This is a genomic window from Enterococcus sp. AZ156, assembly GCF_051714165.1.
Classification (GTDB): Bacteria; Bacillota; Bacilli; order Lactobacillales; family Enterococcaceae; genus Enterococcus_B; species Enterococcus_B pernyi.
In genome coordinates this window covers 2,296,931-2,315,563 of sequence record NZ_JBIORI010000001.1, presented here as the reverse complement: position 1 = coordinate 2,315,563, position 18,633 = coordinate 2,296,931, and the positions used below count along the sequence as shown (strand labels likewise).

17 protein-coding genes are annotated in these 18,633 nt (G+C 39.0%); 15 read left to right on the top strand and 2 right to left on the bottom strand.

Annotated elements, in window-relative coordinates:
- The first annotated feature begins 254 nt into the window (after window positions 1-254).
- From licT to IGJ95_RS10915, 13 genes are all read left to right on the top strand, one after another.
- Complete coding sequence (licT, locus tag IGJ95_RS10975) at window positions 255-1,100, top strand: BglG family transcription antiterminator LicT (protein WP_023520149.1); 846 nt, start codon at window positions 255-257, stop codon at window positions 1,098-1,100.
- A gap of 121 nt (window positions 1,101-1,221) precedes the next feature.
- Window positions 1,222-3,093 carry a beta-glucoside-specific PTS transporter subunit IIABC gene (locus IGJ95_RS10970; protein WP_023520148.1) on the top strand — a complete coding sequence of 624 codons (1,872 nt, stop codon included), beginning with the start codon at window positions 1,222-1,224 and terminating at the stop codon, window positions 3,091-3,093.
- Window positions 3,094-3,109: 16 nt separating this feature from the next.
- Window positions 3,110-4,555, top strand: a complete 1,446-nt coding sequence (locus tag IGJ95_RS10965) for a glycoside hydrolase family 1 protein (protein ID WP_010734697.1) — start codon at window positions 3,110-3,112, stop codon at window positions 4,553-4,555.
- Between the two features lie 289 nt (window positions 4,556-4,844).
- A complete protein-coding gene (locus IGJ95_RS10960) occupies window positions 4,845-5,546 on the top strand; it encodes a GntR family transcriptional regulator (protein ID WP_010734698.1) in 702 nt (233 codons plus the stop codon).
- Between the two features lie 278 nt (window positions 5,547-5,824).
- Window positions 5,825-7,165 (top strand): PTS sugar transporter subunit IIC, encoded by a 1,341-nt coding sequence (locus tag IGJ95_RS10955; protein WP_023520147.1) that lies wholly within the window; start codon window positions 5,825-5,827, stop codon window positions 7,163-7,165.
- A gap of 24 nt (window positions 7,166-7,189) precedes the next feature.
- Window positions 7,190-8,278, top strand: coding sequence for a DUF871 domain-containing protein (locus IGJ95_RS10950; protein ID WP_023520146.1), 1,089 nt, complete (start codon window positions 7,190-7,192; stop codon window positions 8,276-8,278).
- Window positions 8,279-8,287: 9 nt separating this feature from the next.
- Entirely contained in the window at window positions 8,288-9,400 is a 1,113-nt protein-coding gene (locus IGJ95_RS10945) for an amidohydrolase/deacetylase family metallohydrolase (protein WP_010734701.1), read from the top strand.
- Window positions 9,384-10,484, top strand: a complete 1,101-nt coding sequence (locus tag IGJ95_RS10940) for a DgaE family pyridoxal phosphate-dependent ammonia lyase (protein WP_153830174.1) — start codon at window positions 9,384-9,386, stop codon at window positions 10,482-10,484. The genes IGJ95_RS10945 and IGJ95_RS10940 overlap by 17 nt, the downstream gene beginning before the upstream one ends.
- Before the next feature lie 5 nt (window positions 10,485-10,489).
- Window positions 10,490-11,239, top strand: coding sequence for a 2-dehydro-3-deoxy-phosphogluconate aldolase (dagF, locus tag IGJ95_RS10935; RefSeq protein WP_034691486.1), 750 nt, complete (start codon window positions 10,490-10,492; stop codon window positions 11,237-11,239).
- A 2-nt stretch (window positions 11,240-11,241) separates the two neighbouring features.
- Window positions 11,242-12,249, top strand: coding sequence for a sugar kinase (locus tag IGJ95_RS10930; protein ID WP_010734704.1), 1,008 nt, complete (start codon window positions 11,242-11,244; stop codon window positions 12,247-12,249).
- A gap of 832 nt (window positions 12,250-13,081) precedes the next feature.
- Entirely contained in the window at window positions 13,082-13,657 is a 576-nt protein-coding gene (locus IGJ95_RS10925; RefSeq protein ID WP_023520143.1) for a TIGR00730 family Rossman fold protein, read from the top strand.
- Window positions 13,657-14,097, top strand: coding sequence for a nucleoside 2-deoxyribosyltransferase (locus IGJ95_RS10920; RefSeq protein ID WP_010734706.1), 441 nt, complete (start codon window positions 13,657-13,659; stop codon window positions 14,095-14,097). The genes IGJ95_RS10925 and IGJ95_RS10920 overlap by 1 nt, the downstream gene beginning before the upstream one ends.
- 16 nt (window positions 14,098-14,113) lie before the next feature.
- Window positions 14,114-14,830 (top strand): deoxynucleoside kinase, encoded by a 717-nt coding sequence (locus IGJ95_RS10915; RefSeq protein ID WP_010734707.1) that lies wholly within the window; start codon window positions 14,114-14,116, stop codon window positions 14,828-14,830.
- Window positions 14,831-15,011: 181 nt separating this feature from the next.
- Here IGJ95_RS10915 and IGJ95_RS10910 read toward each other — a convergent pair whose 3' ends face one another.
- Both IGJ95_RS10910 and IGJ95_RS10905 read right to left on the bottom strand, forming a co-directional pair.
- Window positions 15,012-15,194 (bottom strand): hypothetical protein, encoded by a 183-nt coding sequence (locus tag IGJ95_RS10910; RefSeq protein WP_010734708.1) that lies wholly within the window; start codon window positions 15,192-15,194, stop codon window positions 15,012-15,014.
- Between the two features lie 352 nt (window positions 15,195-15,546).
- The gene (locus IGJ95_RS10905) at window positions 15,547-15,963 is read right to left on the bottom strand and encodes a hypothetical protein (protein WP_153830176.1); all 417 of its coding nucleotides are present in this window, start codon (window positions 15,961-15,963) and stop codon (window positions 15,547-15,549) included.
- A 304-nt stretch (window positions 15,964-16,267) separates the two neighbouring features.
- On the opposite strand from IGJ95_RS10905, the gene IGJ95_RS10900 reads away from it, so the two are divergent.
- Complete coding sequence (locus tag IGJ95_RS10900) at window positions 16,268-17,662, top strand: glycoside hydrolase family 1 protein (protein WP_010734710.1); 1,395 nt, start codon at window positions 16,268-16,270, stop codon at window positions 17,660-17,662.
- Window positions 17,663-17,854: 192 nt separating this feature from the next.
- Window positions 17,855-18,403 carry a hypothetical protein gene (locus IGJ95_RS10895; protein WP_080674330.1) on the top strand — a complete coding sequence of 183 codons (549 nt, stop codon included), beginning with the start codon at window positions 17,855-17,857 and terminating at the stop codon, window positions 18,401-18,403.
- Window positions 18,404-18,633 lie beyond the last annotated feature (230 nt).

The following is an 18,633-nucleotide window of genomic DNA, read 5'->3' as shown; positions in this document are numbered from 1 at the left end:
TGAACGAATGTCCCACTCCTTTTTTGTTACTCTCATCGCATGTATATTGGATTCAGTGTTACAAAATGCTAAAAGTTCTTCTCCTTTTGAAAAAATAAAAACCATGAAAAGGGTTGCATAACGAATGTAATAGTGATATAGTAAATGTAGTTAAACAACGGATTGTTACTGTTCGGCAGGCAAAACCAGAATTCAGCTAGTAATTACGGGCGGGTTCTAGGTTTTTTTATTTTTTAGTTGGGAGGTCGATGTAGATGGTCATAGAAAAAGTCTTGAATAATAATGTCGTCATTTCAAAAAATGAATTAGGCGAAGAAATCATCTGCATGGGAAAAGGTCTTGCTTTTCAAAAAAAATCAGGCGATACGATCTCTGAAGAATCGATCCAAAAAGAATTTGTGTTAAAAGATTCTTTTACTACGCATCAGTTCCAACAATTGATGGCAGATGTCCCATTAGAAGAGGTCGAGCTGGTGAAGCAGATCGTCGACCTTGCCGAAGAACAACTAAACATCCAATTATCGCCAAACATCTATTTGACACTGACCGATCATATCCATTATGCGATCAGTCGAGCAAAGGAAAACATCGAATTACCGAATCCTTTATTATTTGAAACAAAAAAGTTTTATCCTAAAGAATATCGAGCAGCCAAACAAGCCCTTCAACTTGTTGAAGAAAAGCTTGGTGTGACCTTACCAATGGATGAAGCAGGCTTCATAGCCTTTCATTTCGTCAATAGTGAACAAGGAAATGGCGACATGCAAGTAACGATGGCGGCAACGAAAATGGTGCGAGATATCCTAAGTATCATCAGTAAATTTTTCGGCATCGCCTTTGACGAAGATTCCTTGAATTATCAACGAATCATCACACATTTACAATTTTTCACACAACGATACTTAAAAGATGAAGCTTCGGATGAGAAAGATGAATTTCTTTATGCGCTTGTCCAAGGAAAATATCCAAAAGCGTTTCGCTGTGTGGAACGGATCAATGAATACCTGATACAAACACAACAAAAAGAGATGGGACCAGGGGAACAAATCTACCTGACGATCCACATCCAACGTGTAGTAACAGAAAAACAAACCCAATGATAAGGATTGTTACTGGATCAAGCAGGCAAAACCTAGATTGAAAATATGGACACGTCTCATCACGTGACCGTTTTTTCAATCTAGGTTTTTTATTTTTATCAAAAAGAAAGAAGGAAAGAATATGGATAATCAAGCAGTAGGACGGAGAGTCTGGGAAGCCGTAGGTGGAGAAAAAAATGTCAATAGTTTAGTGCATTGTGCGACAAGATTACGTTTCAAATTGAAAGATGAATCGATTGCCGACACTCAGAAATTAAAAAATGATCCAGATGTCATCCAAGTCGTTCAAAGTGGCGGACAATACCAAGTCGTGATCGGCAGTAATGTGTCTGATGTCTATCAAGCAATTGTGGATGAACAAGGCTTGGGCGAAGGGGTAAGTTCAGAAAGTGAGGATACAAGTAAAAATCCTTTGAATCGCTTGATCGATATTATTTCAAGTATTTTCACCCCGTTCTTAGGTGCTATGGCAGCTGCTGGGATATTGAAAGGTTTCTTATCACTGGCGACAGTTCTCGGTTGGTTGGCAGCAGATAGTGGTACTTACCAAATCTTGTTTGCAGCAGCAGATGGAGTCTTTACTTTCCTACCAGTGATGTTGGCCTTTACAGCCGCAAAGAAATTCAAGACCAATCAATTTTTGTCCGTAGCAATCGCGATGGCATTAGTTTATCCAACAATCACGCAATTAGCAGGATCAGGTGTTGCAGTTGATTTCTTTGGTCTTCCAGTGATCTTATCTCAATCAGGCTATACTTCTTCTGTTATTCCAATCATCTTAGCGGTTTGGGTACAAAGTAAGTTTGAGCCACTTGTGAAGAAAGTTATTCCACAATTTTTACAAATGATTTTTGTGCCAATGATCGTCTTGTTAGTCATGGTGCCTTTGACTTTCTTAGTATTAGGGCCAATTGGAACCGTTATCGGTAATGCCTTAGGTGGGTTGTTCAATTCGATTTATAGCTTTAGTCCATTAGTTGCTGGGGTCATCATGGGTAGCATGTGGCAAGTATTAGTGATGTTTGGGATGCACTGGGGCTTTGTGCCAATCATCTTCTTGAATATCGAACAATATGGCTTTGATGTTTTGATGCCAATGCTTTTGCCAGCAATTTTGGCACAAGGTGGTGCAGCATTAGGTGTGGCTTTACGTACGAAAGATTCAAAATTACGCTCATTAGGGATCTCTTCAATGATCACTTCGTTCTTTGGAATCACTGAACCGACTGTTTACGGTGTGACTTTACCTTTGAAAAAACCATTTATCGTTGCCTGTATTTCCGGTGGGATCGGTGGAGGAATCATCGGGTTTGCTGGCGTAAAAGCATTCTCTAGTGGTTTGATCAGTTTACTGACCATCCCAACATTTATTAGTACCGATCCAGCGCTTGAATCAAGTGTAACTATGGCGATCATCGGTACAGCAGTTGCTTTTGTTCTTGGGTTTGTCGGTACTTACTTGATTGGTTTTGATGAAGAAGTTCAAGATGAAAAATTAGAAGCAACAGAAACAACCACAGGGGATACGATCAGCACAGCACGTCACAATTTGAAAAGTCCATTGACTGGAAAAGTCTTACCACTGACAGAAGTACCAGATAAAGTCTTCTCTTCTGGGGCAATGGGAAAAGGGATTGCGATTGATCCTGAGAAGGGGGAATTAGTTGCTCCGGCAGATGGCGAAATCACGACGATTTTCCCAACAGGTCATGCAGTAGGTTTGACAACCACAGATGGTGTAGAGATTTTGATGCATATCGGGATGGATACTGTCGAATTAAATGGTGAAGGATTTGCAACATTTGTCAAACAAGGAGACAAAGTAAAAGCAGGGGACTTGCTTGTCCGCTTTGATATTGAGAAAATAAAAGCAGCAGGCTATAGCGTGATCACCCCTGTGGTCGTAACGAATACCGATCACTTTGCAGATGTGTTAGAACTTGATCAACAAGAAATTATTGCTAATGAAGATTTTCTGGCAATTGTAAAATAAAAGGAGGAAAACAAACATGACAGCACGATTCAAAAAAGACTTTTTATGGGGTGGCGCAACAGCCGCCAATCAATTAGAAGGTGCTTTCGACCGCGATGGGAAAGGCTTATCTGTCGCCGATGCAATGCCTGGTGGTAAACAACGTTTTGCAATCATCGGGAGTGAAGAATTTGATTGGACGATCGATGAGGAGAAATACCTTTATCCGAATCATCGTGGAATCGAACATTACGATCACTTCAAAGAAGATATTGCTTTATTTGCAGAAATGGGCTTTAAAAGTTATCGTTTCTCCATTGCTTGGACACGAATTTTCCCTCAAGGTGATGAGCAAACACCAAATGAAGCGGGCTTAGCTTTTTATGATGAACTGATCGATACGTGCTTGAGCTATGATATCGAGCCAGTCATTACGATTTCTCATTATGAAATGCCATTACATTTAGCAAAAGAATACGGTGGGTGGAAAAATCGTCAGTTGATAGAGTTTTATGAACGTTTTGCTCGTACAGTGTTAGAACGTTACAGCAGCAAAGTGAAATATTGGATGACATTCAATGAAATCAATTCAGCTTTCCATTTCCCAGCATTGAGTCAAGGATTGGTCAAAAGCAATGGCGCAAGTGACTACCAAAATATTTTCCAAGCATGGCATAATCAGTTTGTCGCTAGCAGTAAAGCGGTGAAGATCGCACATGATTTGCGTTCGGATATCCAAGTAGGCTGTATGATCATTTATGCAACGACCTATAGTATTGATGCAAATCCGATCAATCAAGTGGCTACATTGATCCAAAATCAAGAGTTCAACTTCTTCTGTACAGATGTGCAAGTTCGTGGCGAATATCCAGCCTATACAGCACGTACGTATAAGAAATATGGAGTTGACGTCGCAAAACTAGAACAAACAGAAGAAGATTTCCAATTATTAAAAGAGTATCCAGTAGATTATATCGGGTTTAGTTACTATATGTCATCAGCTATCGATGAAACCAATCCAGATGCCGATACATCGAATGGAAACCTACTAGGCGGCGTGAAGAATCCATTCCTTGAGGCAAGTGAGTGGGGCTGGCAAATCGACCCTGAAGGATTGCGCGTGGCGTTGAATGAATTATATAACCGCTATGAAAAGCCACTGTTTATTGTTGAAAATGGCTTGGGTGCGATCGATAAAGTGGAAGAAGATGGCTCAATCAATGATGATTATCGTATCGATTACTTGCGTCGTCATATCGAAGCAATGGCTGAGGCAGTTGCTGATGGGGTCGATTTGATGGGCTACACACCATGGGGCTGTATCGATTTAGTCAGCGCATCTACAGGGGAAATGAGTAAACGCTATGGATTTATTTATGTCGACCTTGATGATGAAGGAAATGGGACGTTAGCACGTACCAAGAAAAAATCTTTTGACTGGTACAAGGCAGTCATTAAAACGAACGGCGAAGAATTAGGATAAATAACGACTGGGCCATTTTTATAGAAAGGCCTTTCACCACAAAATTCCTTACAAATTTAATGATTATTTGAAATTTCTGATAAAATTCTCCTTGTTTTTATAATCGGTAATTATGTTATTAAAACAAGGATATAACAAAGGTACGAAAAAAGCAGGGTAATAAGCTTAGACGTTTTGTTATGTCTAAGCTTATTATTTGTACATAGGTAGACCAATTATCAATATTTCTATTCTTTTTTTTGTTTATTTATGTTATTCTTTTACTAACATAAAGGTGAAAGGTGAAGCTATGAAAAGAACGCGTGTTTTATATTTAGAAGTAGCAGACAAGATCAAAGAGGATATTTTTTCAGGAAAGTATCCGGTGGGGAGTATGTTACCGACTGAAAATGAGTTAGAAGAATTGTTCCAAGTGAGTAAAATCACTGTGCGAAAAGCCATCGAGTTATTAGCTACAGATGAATATGTCGAAAAGAAAAGTGGTCGGGGAACGACAGTATTAAGCAATCGTCCTTACAATCGTTTATCTAAAGCCGAAAGTTTTACTCAGATCTTAAAAGATTCCCAATATGAGGTTCGCAAAGAAACGATTGGTTTAGAAAAAATCAGTATCAAAAAAGATCATCCATTATATTCGATGTTTGGTTCAGCTGCGGTATGCTTCAAGCGTTTGTACTATTTAAATGACCAACCATATATCTATTTTGTTCACTATTTACCAAAAGACATGAATAAAATGAAACAAAAAGAATTTGATAAAGAATCTTTGTACCGATTGCTCACACAGAATAATCACATTATCGACTCTTTTTCAGATGACTTTTCTGCCACGTTTTTAACAGATGAAGAAAAAGCACTATTAAAGACGACTTCAGAAATCGGGATCAAGCGTGTACGTCGATCAACGACGGAAGATCGAGAAGTGGTCGAGTATTCAGAGGCAATTTATCATACGGATCTACATCCTTATCATATCAACTACGAAACATAGACAATCGCAATGAGGTCGGGGCAGAAGTGTGTAACCTCGAGAAATAAGGCGTCATCCATGAAAATTGTTCTTCAAATTTTTGTGGATGGCGCCTTGTTTCTCGAAGAGGTTACTTCTGTTCACACCGTTTATTCGGTTTCAGGAGGTGGGAGAGGCTGGGTGTCTCAGTCTCTTTTTGTCAGAATAATCATATATTTTAATGAAAATGTTTACATTATATCGTTGATATGTTATCTTTTATTTAAACATTATAATGTTTAAATAAGGGGGAGTAATAAATGGATAAATTTGTAGGGTTGATCGAACAAAAAATCATGCCTGTTGCGAATCGGATTGGTACACAGCGTCACATGACAGCGATTCGAAAAGGAATCATTGCGACAATGCCATTAACGATCGTTGGTTCATTTTTTACGATATTATTGAACATCCCGATTGCGTCGGTCGCAGCAGTCATTGAACCATATCGGGCAATTTTAGATATCCCATTTCGATATACAGTGGGGATCTTAGCTTTATATGCCACATTTGGGATTGCCTCTTCATTAGCAAAGAGCTATCGTTTAGATTCATTAACTGCTGGTATTTTAGCTTTGATGTCCTTTCTGATCGTAGCTGCGCCACCAACTCAAGTGTTGGAAGATCTTGAAGGGATAACCGCTGGACGCTATATCAATATTGCAAATCTTGGTTCAGGTTCTTTGTTTGGGGCAATCGTAACAGCGATTTTGACTGTAGAGATCTATCGTTTCTTTATTGAAAAGAAAATCACGATAAAAATGCCAGATGGTGTGCCGCCAGAAGTGACGAATTCTTTTGTCGCATTGATCCCAGGAGCAGTGATCTTGATTTTCTTTTGGGTCATCCGTCATTTGCTTGGCTTTGACTTGAATGGTTTCTTGAGTCAATTGTTGATGCCACTTAAAGGCGTGTTAGCAGGGAACAGTTTATTTGGTGGACTACTTACGGTTTTCTTGATTTGTTTCTTCTGGGTATTAGGGATTCATGGACCAGCTATCATGGGACCGGTGATTCGTCCGTTTTGGGATATCTCGATTGCTGAAAATATCGACGCATTCAATGCAGGAACCAATGCACATGATATGCCAAATATCTTTACAGAACAATTTTTACAATGGTTTGTCTGGATCGGTGGGGCAGGTACGACCCTTGCATTAGTCGTACTGTTCATGTTTTCCAAATCCAAGTATCTGAAAAGCTTAGGACGTCTGTCGATCCTTCCCGGTTTATTCAATATCAATGAACCAATGATTTTTGGTGCACCGATCGTCATGAACCCAGTATTAGGCATCCCATTTATTGTCGCACCCTTAGTAACGACAACAATTTCTTATGTCCTTACGGTAAGTGGTTTAGTGCCAATGATGGTGGCAAGGCTGCCTTTCGCGATACCAGCGCCATTTGCGGCTTGGATGAGTACCAATTGGAGTGTCGCTGCGGGTGTCTTAGTCGTGTTCAACTTCTTTATCACTTTGGCGATCTATTATCCATTCTTCAAAGTATTTGAGAAACAACAGTTGGCACAGGAGAAAGCAGAACAAGCAGAACAAGCAGAACAAGCCTCTGTCCAGATCACAGATGGTATCACGAACGAGTAAATAGAAAAGAAAGCAGGCGTTAATATGAAACGTTCACTAGGAATCTCTCTTTATCCTGATCATAGCAATCCGCAAGAAGATCGTGCCTATCTCGAAATGGCACATAAATATGGGTTTACTCGAATTTTTATGAGCATGTTAGAAGTGACTGAGGAAACAGAACAAATCAAACAGAAATTTCAACAATTGATCGAATATGCTTCATCACTTGGCTTTGAAACGATTTTAGATGTCGCACCATCGATTTTCGAACAGTTGAACATTTCTTATGATGACATGAGTTTTTTTCATGAACTAGGTGCAGATGGGATTCGTTTAGATTTAGGCTTTGATGGTAGAAAAGAAGCGCTACTGACTTACAATCCTTACCAGTTAGCAATTGAATTGAATATGAGTAATGATGTGGCCTATTTAGAAAATATTTTGAGCCACCAAGCGAATACCCCGTTTTTATACGGGTGTCATAATTTTTATCCTCAAGCAGGAACTGGACTTCCTTATGAATTTTTTGAAACGTGCAGTTGCCGATTTAAACGCCAAGGCATCCGTACCGCCGCTTTTATTACCTCTCAAACGGGAACAATCGGCCCTTGGGATGTAAACGATGGCTTACCAACATTGGAAATGCATCGCCAGTTAGGTGTCGTTCCAGCGGCTAAACATTTATTTGCGACTAATCTTATCGATGATGTCATTATCGGCAATGCGTATGCTTCAGAAGAAGAGTTGCAAGCGTTAGGTACAGTTGATCGATACCAAACTGTTTTTGCTATTGAGTTTCTTCCTCAGACCCATGAAGTCGAACGAGGAATCGTTTTGAACGAACAACACGTTCGCAGAGGAGACATTACGTCGCAAGTGATCCGTTCAACAGAAGTGAGAAAAACGTATCAAGCAGATGCTAATCCTCCTCATGACAATGAAGAAACGTTTCAAGTGGGTGATGTCGTCATTGGAAATGATTCTTTTGGGAAATACAAGAATGAGTTACAGATCGTATTAACGCCACATCAAGATCCAAGAAAAAATAAAGTGGGTGCCATTGTGGCGGATGAACAACTGTTACTATCCTTCGTCCACCCTTGGTCAAAATTCAAATTTAAAGAAAAGTAGGCGTTTGTCATGTTTGATTTAATTATAAGAAACAGTCAGGAGTTAGGCAAAGAACCTGTTGATATCGGTGTGAAGAACGGCAAGATCGTCTTGATCAGTAAGCATATCGAAGAATCTGGGAAACAAGAACTGGTACTTTCAGATGAACAGTATCTCTCCGCAGGGTGGATCGATGATCATGTCCATTGTTTTGAAGAAATGACATTATATTACGACTATCCCGATGAAATCGGTGTGGATAAAGGGGTAACCACGGTCATCGATGCTGGAACGACAGGTGCGGAGAACATCCATACATTTTATGAACATGCAAAGCAAGCAAAGACAAATGTTTTTGCTTTATTGAATATTTCAAAATGGGGGATTGTGGAACAAGATGAGTTGGCAGATTTATCAAAAATCCAAACAGATCTGGTTCATCAAAAACTAACAGAATTGCCTGATTTTATTGTAGGGCTAAAAGCTCGGATGAGTAAAACAGTCGTGGGTAAAAATGGGATTACGCCTTTAAAGTTAGCAAAAGAAATCCAAAAGCAAAATGCTGGATTAACATTAATGGTCCATATCGGTTCTGCGCCTCCACGTTTAGATGAAATTTTAGCGCATATGGGAAAGAATGATGTGATGACTCATTGCTTCAATGGAAAGCCTAATGGCATCATTGATCCAGCGACCAATGAAATCAAATCCTTCGTCAAAAAAGCCATTGCTGATGGTGTGGTGTTCGACATCGGACATGGGACTGATAGTTTCAATTTTGATGTGGCAGAAACTGCGCTCCATGCGGGAATCAAAGCCGATTCGATCAGCACAGATATCTATATCAGAAATCGTAAAAATGGTCCGGTATATGATTTAGCAACGACGATGGAGAAACTCTACGTTGTCGGTTATTCTTGGAAAGAAATCCTTGAAAAAGTGACCAGCGCACCAGCGAGACAGTTCAACCTAGCGACAAAAGGCAACATCAAAGAAGGCTTTGATGCAGACTTTACGATTTATAAGTTTCTCGATCAAGAAAAACAATTGATGGATTCGAATGGCAATACACGAACGACCACACAGCAAATCATCCCTGTAAGCGTTATTATTGGAGGTGTCAGTTATGACTGTGAATCATGAGAAATTTGGCTTGAATGAAGTGATCAATGCTTCTGGTCGAATGACGATCTTAGGCGTGTCCACCTTGAGCGAATCGGTGTTAGAAGCCCAGCGTTTTGGGGGCGAACATTTTTTTGAAATGGCTGAATTGATGAAGAAAACCGGTGCATACTTGGCAAAACAATTAGAAGTAGACGATGTTCAAATCGTTTCTTCCGCATCTGCTGGAATCGCTCAATCCGTTGCTGCGGTGATCGGTCAAGGATCGATGTACCATGTGCATCACCCTTATGACGAAACGATCAAACGCAGAGAAATCATTTTACCAAAAGGTCACAATGTCGATTACGGTGTGCCAGTGGAATTAATGATCCAACAAGGAGGTGGGCATGTCATTGAGGCAGGGTATGCCAACCAATGTACACCTGACCACATCGAGGCGATGATCACCGAGCAAACAGCAGGTATTTTGTACATCAAAAGTCATCATACCGTACAGAAAAGTATGTTGGATGTGGCAGAAGCGGTAAAAGTGGCTAATCACTACGAACTGCCTTTGATCGTTGATGCAGCAGCCGAAGAAGACTTACTGAAATATACCGCATTGGGCGCTGATCTAGTGATCTATTCAGGTGCCAAAGCGATTGAAGGTCCAAGTGCAGGGATGGTGATTGGTAAAGATCCGCTCGTTTCTTGGGTTCGTCTGCAATCACAAGGCATTGGTCGATCAATGAAGATCGGCAAAGAAAATGTTTTAGGCTTTGTCCAAGCAGTCGATGATTATTTGATACATGGTAGTGAATCAGGTGAATCGATGAAAAAAAGAGTTCAGCCATTTGTCGAAGCACTGGAAAAGTTGCCAGGTATCAAGGCTAAAGTCGTCCAAGATCCAGCTGGGCGAGAAATCTATCGTGCCAGCATCCAAGTCGTTACAGGCTCTGCCAGGACGATCATCGAGCAGCTAAAAGCAAAAGCCCCAGTCATTTATACCAGAGAGTACCAAGCGAACAATGGGATTATTGAGTTCGATATTCGCTCAGTGACGCAAAAAGAGATGGAACAGATCATCCAACGTTTAAATGAAATCTTACAACCAAAGGAGTAATCATGATGTCATTGACCCCAAATTATCTTGAAGATAGAATCTGTTTGAATGTGCTAGCCAATTCTGTCGAAAATGCAAAAGAATGTTATGAAGCAGCCGAAGGGCATATCCTACTAGGTGTTTTATCTAAAAATTATCCGAGTGATGATGCAGCTATCACAGACATGAAAAAATACCAAGAAGCAACAAATAACGCCTTATCAATCGGCTTAGGTGCCGGCGATCCAAAACAAAGCCAGATGGTGACTCGCTTGGCGAAAGTATTACAACCCCAACATGTCAACCAAGTTTTCACAGGTGTTGGCGCTTCTCGTGCGGTCTTAGGACAGTCAGACACGATCGTCAATGGTTTAGTTTCTCCAACTGGAAAAGAAGGATACGTCAATCTTGCCACTGGTCCTTTAAGTAGCCAAGGCCCTGCTGCGATGGTACCGATCGAAACAGCTATTCGTTTGTTACAGGATATGGGTGGAAGCTCGATCAAATATTTTCCAATGAAGGGATTGGCGCATAAGAAAGAATATGAAGCTGTTGCAGCAGCTTGTGCAGCGTTTGATTTTTATTTAGAGCCAACAGGTGGAATCGATTTGACGAATTTTGAAGAAATCGTTCAGATCGCATTAGATGCAGGAGTCAAAAAAATCATTCCCCACGTCTATAGTTCGATCATTGATCCAGAGACAGGTGACACTCGACCACAGGAAGTCCGTCAGTTGTTGGAAATGATGAAAAAATTAGTGAAAACAGGTGAGTGACCATGAAAATCGGTGCATTTGGTGAAGTGATGTTGAGGCTGACACCTCCTGAATATCTGATGTTGGAACAAACACACACTTTGCGTATGGCTTATACTGGAACAGGTGTGAATCTAGTTGGTAATCTAGCACATTTTGGATTGGAAAGTTACTTGTTGACGGCACTACCAGCCAATCGTTTGGGAGATGCAGCGTTAGCTAATTTGAAGAGTTTAGGCATCAATACCTCCTATGTCATTCAAAAAGAACAACATATCGGTACTTATTTTGCTGAGATGGGCTATGGGATCAGACCAACAGAAATCACCTATCAAAATCGTAAAAACAGTTCTTTTGGCTTAGCTACAGTGGCTGATTATGCCATCGAGGACTTTATTGAAACAGTTGATTTAGTCCACATCTGTGGCATCAGTTTGAGTTTGAATGAGCATTCAGCGGAAGTGGCGCTTGCTGTAGCAAAAACAGCGCATAGGAAAGGAAAAAAAGTTTGTTTTGATTTTAATTTTCGTCCGAGTCTAAACCAAGAGCCAGATAAAAAAAGAGTGATGAAGGAACGTTATCAAGAAATACTGCCCTATTGCACGGTCATCTTTGGTTCTGTTCGTGATTTGTCTGAATTATTAGAGAGGCCGATCGACCTTTCCAGTCGTTCTGCCAAGATTCGTTCGTTCCAAGAATTTTTAAGTGATTACCAAATTGACTGGTTTGCTGGTACGACACGGCAATCAACCAGTGAAAAGAAACAACTAAGTGGCTATCTGATGACTTCGACAGAATGGATCGAAACAGAAGCTTATCCACTGGATAGTTTAGATCGTATCGGAGCAGGTGATGCCTTTGCTGCGGGGATTTTATTAGGCTATAGTGAGGAATGGTCATTGGATCGAACCGTCCAATTTGCTTTAGGTAATTCACGCTTAGCCCACACGATCCAAGGGGATGTGCCACTGACGACCAGAAAGCAAGTGGATCAATTATTGACGCATCCAACGATTGATTTAAATCGATAAAATAAGTTATACAAAAAAATGGGCGAAAAATGGTACAGTTTTTCGTAGCTTTTCAGATTCGCTTGACTCTCCATCTGGGAATCAGTATCATAAATGGCAGATAGAAACAGTCAAATAAAAAAGGCCCCCCAATTTTTAGTGGCAGCTAAAAATTGAGGGCTTGAGTAGTCAACGCATTGACCAATCAAGTTTGCCATAGTCAATGGAAACCATCGACCGAGTTCATTGTATCGAATCTTAAAAGAGATTGCTAGGTTTTTTGTCGATTAAATGAATAAAATGTATGGGCTTTTATTTACTGTGCCAAAAGAGGAGGGACAATCGTTCCCTCTTCTTTTTTTGTCCAACACGTATACCCAAGGACGATTGATCAGAAGTAAGATCGAAAGAATAAGTAATGATCCACAACATCGTTTATCGCTTTTTCCGAACCCTTATCAATGATCAAGGCAAGTCATGCGTACTGACCTCAGCCATGTTTTGACTGTTTTCTATCTTCTAACGGATCAGCCATTGAGAATTTGTTGATCGATACAAATAAAAATAACAAAAGAAATAAAATAGATTTCTTTCTTCAACAGAAGTCAAATGTTATTCGCAAGAAAGTCGAAAGAAAGAGAATATCACAAAGTAAGACCATACGTTTTTTTAGTTTTTAGTTATTTAAAAAATAGTATTAAAACATAATCTATTGAAATGCTATCCTAAGACAAAACACTATATATAGTGTTTTTTATTTTGCATAACACTAAAATACAACTAAATCTAGTCTTTTATTTTAAAAAAACAAGAGTAGAATAAAGGTAGATCGATTAGTAAGGATGTGTTTTTTTTGAAGTTGACTATTTTTTGTGGTTCACGTTTTGGACAAGATCAGAAGTATATTCTGTTAGCTGAAACGATTGGAAAATATATGGCAGAAAAACAAATTGAATTGGTTTATGGTGGCTCAGATTCGGGTATCATGGGTGTTTTTAGTCGCACGATCTTACAAAATGGCGGACAAGTAACAGGGATTTATCCAGTCGGGCTGTTTTCTGAAGAATTACCAAAAACAGATGTGACGACGTTTATACCAACAGAAACGATCGATAAACGTAAGGAACTATTATTCGAAAAAGGGGAAGCAGTGCTGGTTTTTCCTGGAGGACTAGGTACACTTGAAGAATTTTCGCAGCTACTCTCCTGGATGGCGATCGGCTTGGTACCAGAAAAACCAATTGGTATCCTTGATGTTCATGGGTATTATTCAGGATTGAAAGAATTGATTAGGAATTTTGCAAGAGAAGGATTTATGGCTGAGAAATGGCTCAATCATCTTTATTTTTCAAATGATCCTTTTGAGCTGATCGATCAATTATGTGCAACAGAAAAACAAACGAAATCAATGATGCAGGAGATTAAATAATGAGTTATATTTATTTAGCAGGACCTTTCTTTTCAGATGAACAAATCGAGCGGATTGCTCAGGTTGAAACGGCATTGACTGCCAATCCAACGGTGGATAGTTTCTACTCACCAAGACACCATCAACACAGTAATTATGAGATGTTTAGTAGCGGATGGGCGCAAGAAGTCTACGAGAGAGACATGAAAGAACTTGCCTCGGCAGAACAAGTTGTAGCAATCCTAGACTTTGAACATCAGACGATCGATCCTGGCACTGCCTATGAATTAGGCGTCGCCACGATGATGGACAAACCGATCATCATTTTTCAAGAAGAAACGGTACCTACTAATTTGATGATCACCCAAAGTTTACATTCATATGTAAAAACGTTCGAAGCGATCCAAGCATATGATTTTAAGATGTTACCCAAAAGTGCTTATAAAGGCGAATATTTATAGAATGAGAAGGGATTAGATGTCAGTGATATTGATTTCAGGAACAATTGGCGCAGGAAAGAGTAGTTTGACCGATATGCTTGCCAAAAAGATTGATTCAACACCATTTTATGAAAATGTAGAGGACAACGAGGTACTACCTTTGTTTTACTCTAATCCAGAGCAATATGCGTTTTTATTACAAATCTTTTTTTTGAATAAACGATTTTTAGCTATGAAAAATGCACTGAACCATGATGATAACGTATTGGACCGTTCAATTTATGAAGACAGTTTATTGTTTCATCTAAATGCTGATTTAGGTCGTGTGTCAGATATTGAAGTCCAACAATACGATAACCTCTTAGATACGATGCTTCATGAATTAGATGATGTTGCACCTAAAAAAAGACCCGATCTACTCGTGCATATCAAAGTCTCTCTTGATACGATGTTGGCACGAATCAAAAAACGTGGACGAGACTATGAACAATTGGATAGTGATGAAACGCTCTATCAGTATTACCGCTCGTTAAATGAACGATATGATCAATGGTACGAAGACTTTGATGTTTGTCCAAAAATCCAAATAGATGGTGATGCCTTTGATTTTGTTGAAAGACCTGAAGATGCACAAGTCGTGATTGAGCAGATTCAAGCAAAATTGGCTGAATTAGAAGAACAGCAGTCTGGAAGTTATTATACTGACAATCAACATGCTAAAGGGCAGCAATTAGATTCGTCTGGTGCTATGTAAGGCGAGACAAAAGCAAAATTCACTGATTGTTTTCAACCTGTAACTGAATAAACGATGGTGATAGAAGTTCTCTCTTAAAAAAATAAGGCAACAACTACAAAAAGTGGAAGAATGATTTTTGTAGTTGTCGCCTTATTTTTAGAGACTAAACATTTCTGTTCCGCGCTCTTTTTTTGTATTTTTAACTATTTGTTTCTTTGTTCGACTCTTCTCGGCTTGTAAAAAACTCAAAAGGTTGATTCGAACCCTCGATCATTTTATGGCAATGGTCACAAAAATTGGCTCTTCCTTGGTCGTTGATCTCTGTGTGTACATTTTGATTCGTCGTACAGGTACAGTAATCTTGAGTATTTGCTGTCTGCATATTCTTTCTCCTTAGTATATCAAGTGCTTCTTTACTATAGCAGAAACACAGGATAGAAACAAAATTAATTAAGAAAACTTAGAATTTTTAGTGATGAGCATGTATCAGAAAATTGACTCATCATTGTGAGCTTTCATAGTGAAAAACGGCTAAAAGATGCACGATCTAATGAAAAGAAACATGAGTGGGAAAGCATATTTTAAAACTGAATAAACGTCGAAATAGCAGTAACCGCTTCGAAAAATAAGGCACCATCCACAAAAATTAGGAAAACAATTTTCGTGGATGACGCCTTATTTTTCGAGATGAAACATTTCTGTCTCGACTGCTACTTTTATGTTATGCACTCAAACTATAACGTATAGATATTACCTTCATCATCTTCTATACGAAAATTACCGATTTTTCTAAAATGAAAAGTCTGAGTCGAACCGTCTTTTTTACCAACGATCGTATACTCCTCATTTTCAGTTGTGATCTTGACATCGGTTAACACGATTTTATCTGGAGACGTGCTTGCTGTATCAGTTTCAGACTCAGCATATGTTCGTGTCCATTCCATCGTGTCGTCTTTAAATTTGATCTCTGCATTGGCAAGGTCCATGTTTTTTCGGACCTTCAGTGTATAGGTGCTATTTGTTATATCAGATTTATCCGCCTGAAAAGTGGTCGTATTCGTTGTTTCTTCCGTTGAGTGATTTGATTGATTACAGCCAGAAAAAGCGAATAAGGCAAAAATCAACGTAAAGTAAATCAATGTTTTTTTCAAAATAATGCCCCCAGTAGATTGGATAAAGTGATTATACCATTGAATCCAGCAACATGAAATAAATGGCTACAAAAAGTAAGTTTTTGAAGCGATTGATGTTTTAGAGTGGTTCCAGGAGAAGTTTGCTGGGAAGTAAAGTAAACATTTTTAGTCTTATTGGTTCGATTTTATTATTTATCCTAATTGGTCTAGTCTTTTTGGAGAAAACGGTTTATAATAATGGTTGTAAGCGGAGAAAACGTTTGCTGTATTGAGATGTGCGACATAAAAAAACATAAATGAAAAGAATCAACGAGGTGCAAAAATGACAACATATCAATTTCCAGAAAAATTTTGGTGGGGTTCTGCAGCAAGTGGACCACAAACAGAAGGTCGGGTACCTGGCGATCATAAAGGAGACAATATTTTCGATTATTGGTTTTCCAAAGAGCCAGAAAAATTCTTTGATCAAGTCGGTCCGGAAAAAGCGTCGCAAGTCTATACAAAATATAAAGAAGACGTTCAGTTGATGAAACAAACCGGACATAATTCATTTCGGACATCTATTCAATGGAGTCGCTTGATTCCAGATGATACAGGTGCAGTCAATCCCCAAGCAGTCGCATTTTATAATAGTTATTTTGATGAACTGATTGCACATGGTATTGAGCCATTTGTTAACTTGTATCATTTCGATATGCCGATGTACCTTCAAGAAAAAGGTGGTTGGTTCGCCCGTGAAACTGTCGAAGCTTATGAAACGTATGCCAAAACTTGTTTTGAATTATTTGGAACCAAGGTAAAAAAATGGTTCACGCATAATGAACCAATCGTTCCTGTCGAAGCTGGTTATTTATATCGTTGGCATTATCCTGAAGAGTCGGATATGAAAAAAGCAGTTCAAGTTGGCTATCACGAGGCATTATCTTCTGCGTTAGCTATCAAAGCCTATCATGAAACAAAACAAGACGGTAAAATCGGGATCATCTTAAATTTAACACCTAGTTATCCAAGAAATGAGAACGATCCTGCCGATGTGAAAGCTGCGCAAATCGCCGATGCCTTTTTCAATCGCTCATTTTTAGATCCCGCTGTTAAAGGAGAATTTCCACAAGAATTGATCGAGATCGTAACTGAGCTAGAGATTCTTCCGGACATGCAGGAAGAAGATCTAGCAATTATCAAAAATAATACGGTGGATCTTTTAGGAATCAATTATTATCAGCCACGCCGTGTCAAAGCTAAAGAAACAGCAATCGATACAACAAATGGCCCAATGCCCGAAGATTACTTTGATAACTATGAAATGCCAGGACGTAAAATGAATCCTTATCGTGGGTGGGAGATTTATGAAAAAGGTATTTACGATATCTTGATCAATGTTCGAGACAACTACGGCAACATCGACTGTTTTATCTCAGAAAACGGTATGGGTGTTGAAAATGAAGCCCGCTTTATTGAAGCTGACGGAATGATCCATGATGATTATCGCATCGAATTTGTCCAAGAACACTTAAAATATGTGCATCAAGCAATCGAAGAAGGTGCGAACTGCTTAGGCTATCACATGTGGACGTGTATGGATAACTGGTCATGGACGAATGCGTATAAAAATCGCTATGGCTTTATTTCAGTCGATCTAGCTGATGGCAAACGGACGATCAAAAAATCTGGCTACTGGTTCAAAGAAGTAGCTGATACAAATAGTTTTTCTGTTTGATTAGAAATTTGTTCTTTTTTGAAATTTTTTAATTTAAAAAATGATCCCGAGATTCACAATGATCTCGGGATTTTCACTTTCCTACATCATCGATATGCGTTATTTTTTATCTTTTTCTTTAATTTCTTCGCTTAAAGTTTCATTTTTTGTATATAATAGATTAGGTAAATTTGAATGGGAGTGGAAGAAGGTATGCGAAAAAAAAGGCCTTTTCTTCTCTTTTGGTTAATTGGCTTTTTTATAATACTTATGTTATCCGCAGTATTTTCTGGTAAAATGACCGCTGATCTTGCGCACAAAGAACCAGAAACAACCATTGCAAATAAAGCTTCAGTAGATGAATTCAAAAAAGAATTTTCAACCTATTGGTGGGCGGACTACGAAGTTGTAGCGAACTATGAAAAGGGAGAATTAGAGATTTATCTGCCAAAAGACAAGGAAAAAAATCAATTCATCAATGTCAATGATGTATTAAGTGCCATTTCAATCAGGCAAGTCCAACACGGGGACAAGCACTTGAGCGTGCTGCTTTTGACCGAAGATAAACAGAAAGTCGCACGGTTAAAAAATGGAAAGGTATCTTCTAGTTATTCTGAAAAAGTAGACCCAGAGATGGTCAATCAACGCTTGACTGAATGGCGGAAGACGACAGAAGAAATCCAAGAAATAACTGAAACCACCACCTCTTCATCCGAAGAGACGTCCAATACGACTAATTCTAGTGTAGTAACTGGACCGTAACAGCAACAAGCGCATAAACAAGTGAAAAAAGTTCAAATTTTCTAACATAAAAATATTGAGATCAGCTAGTTGAAGAGTTGGGGCAAGAAATGTTCAGCTCTGATCAATAAGGCGGAATCTAGGCAAATTAAGACAATTTGCCTAGATTCCGCCTTATTTTCGAAGCAGTTACTTTCCGGAAAGCAGAAAAGCAACGATAGAACACCAGTTATTAATTTATAAAAAAGAGT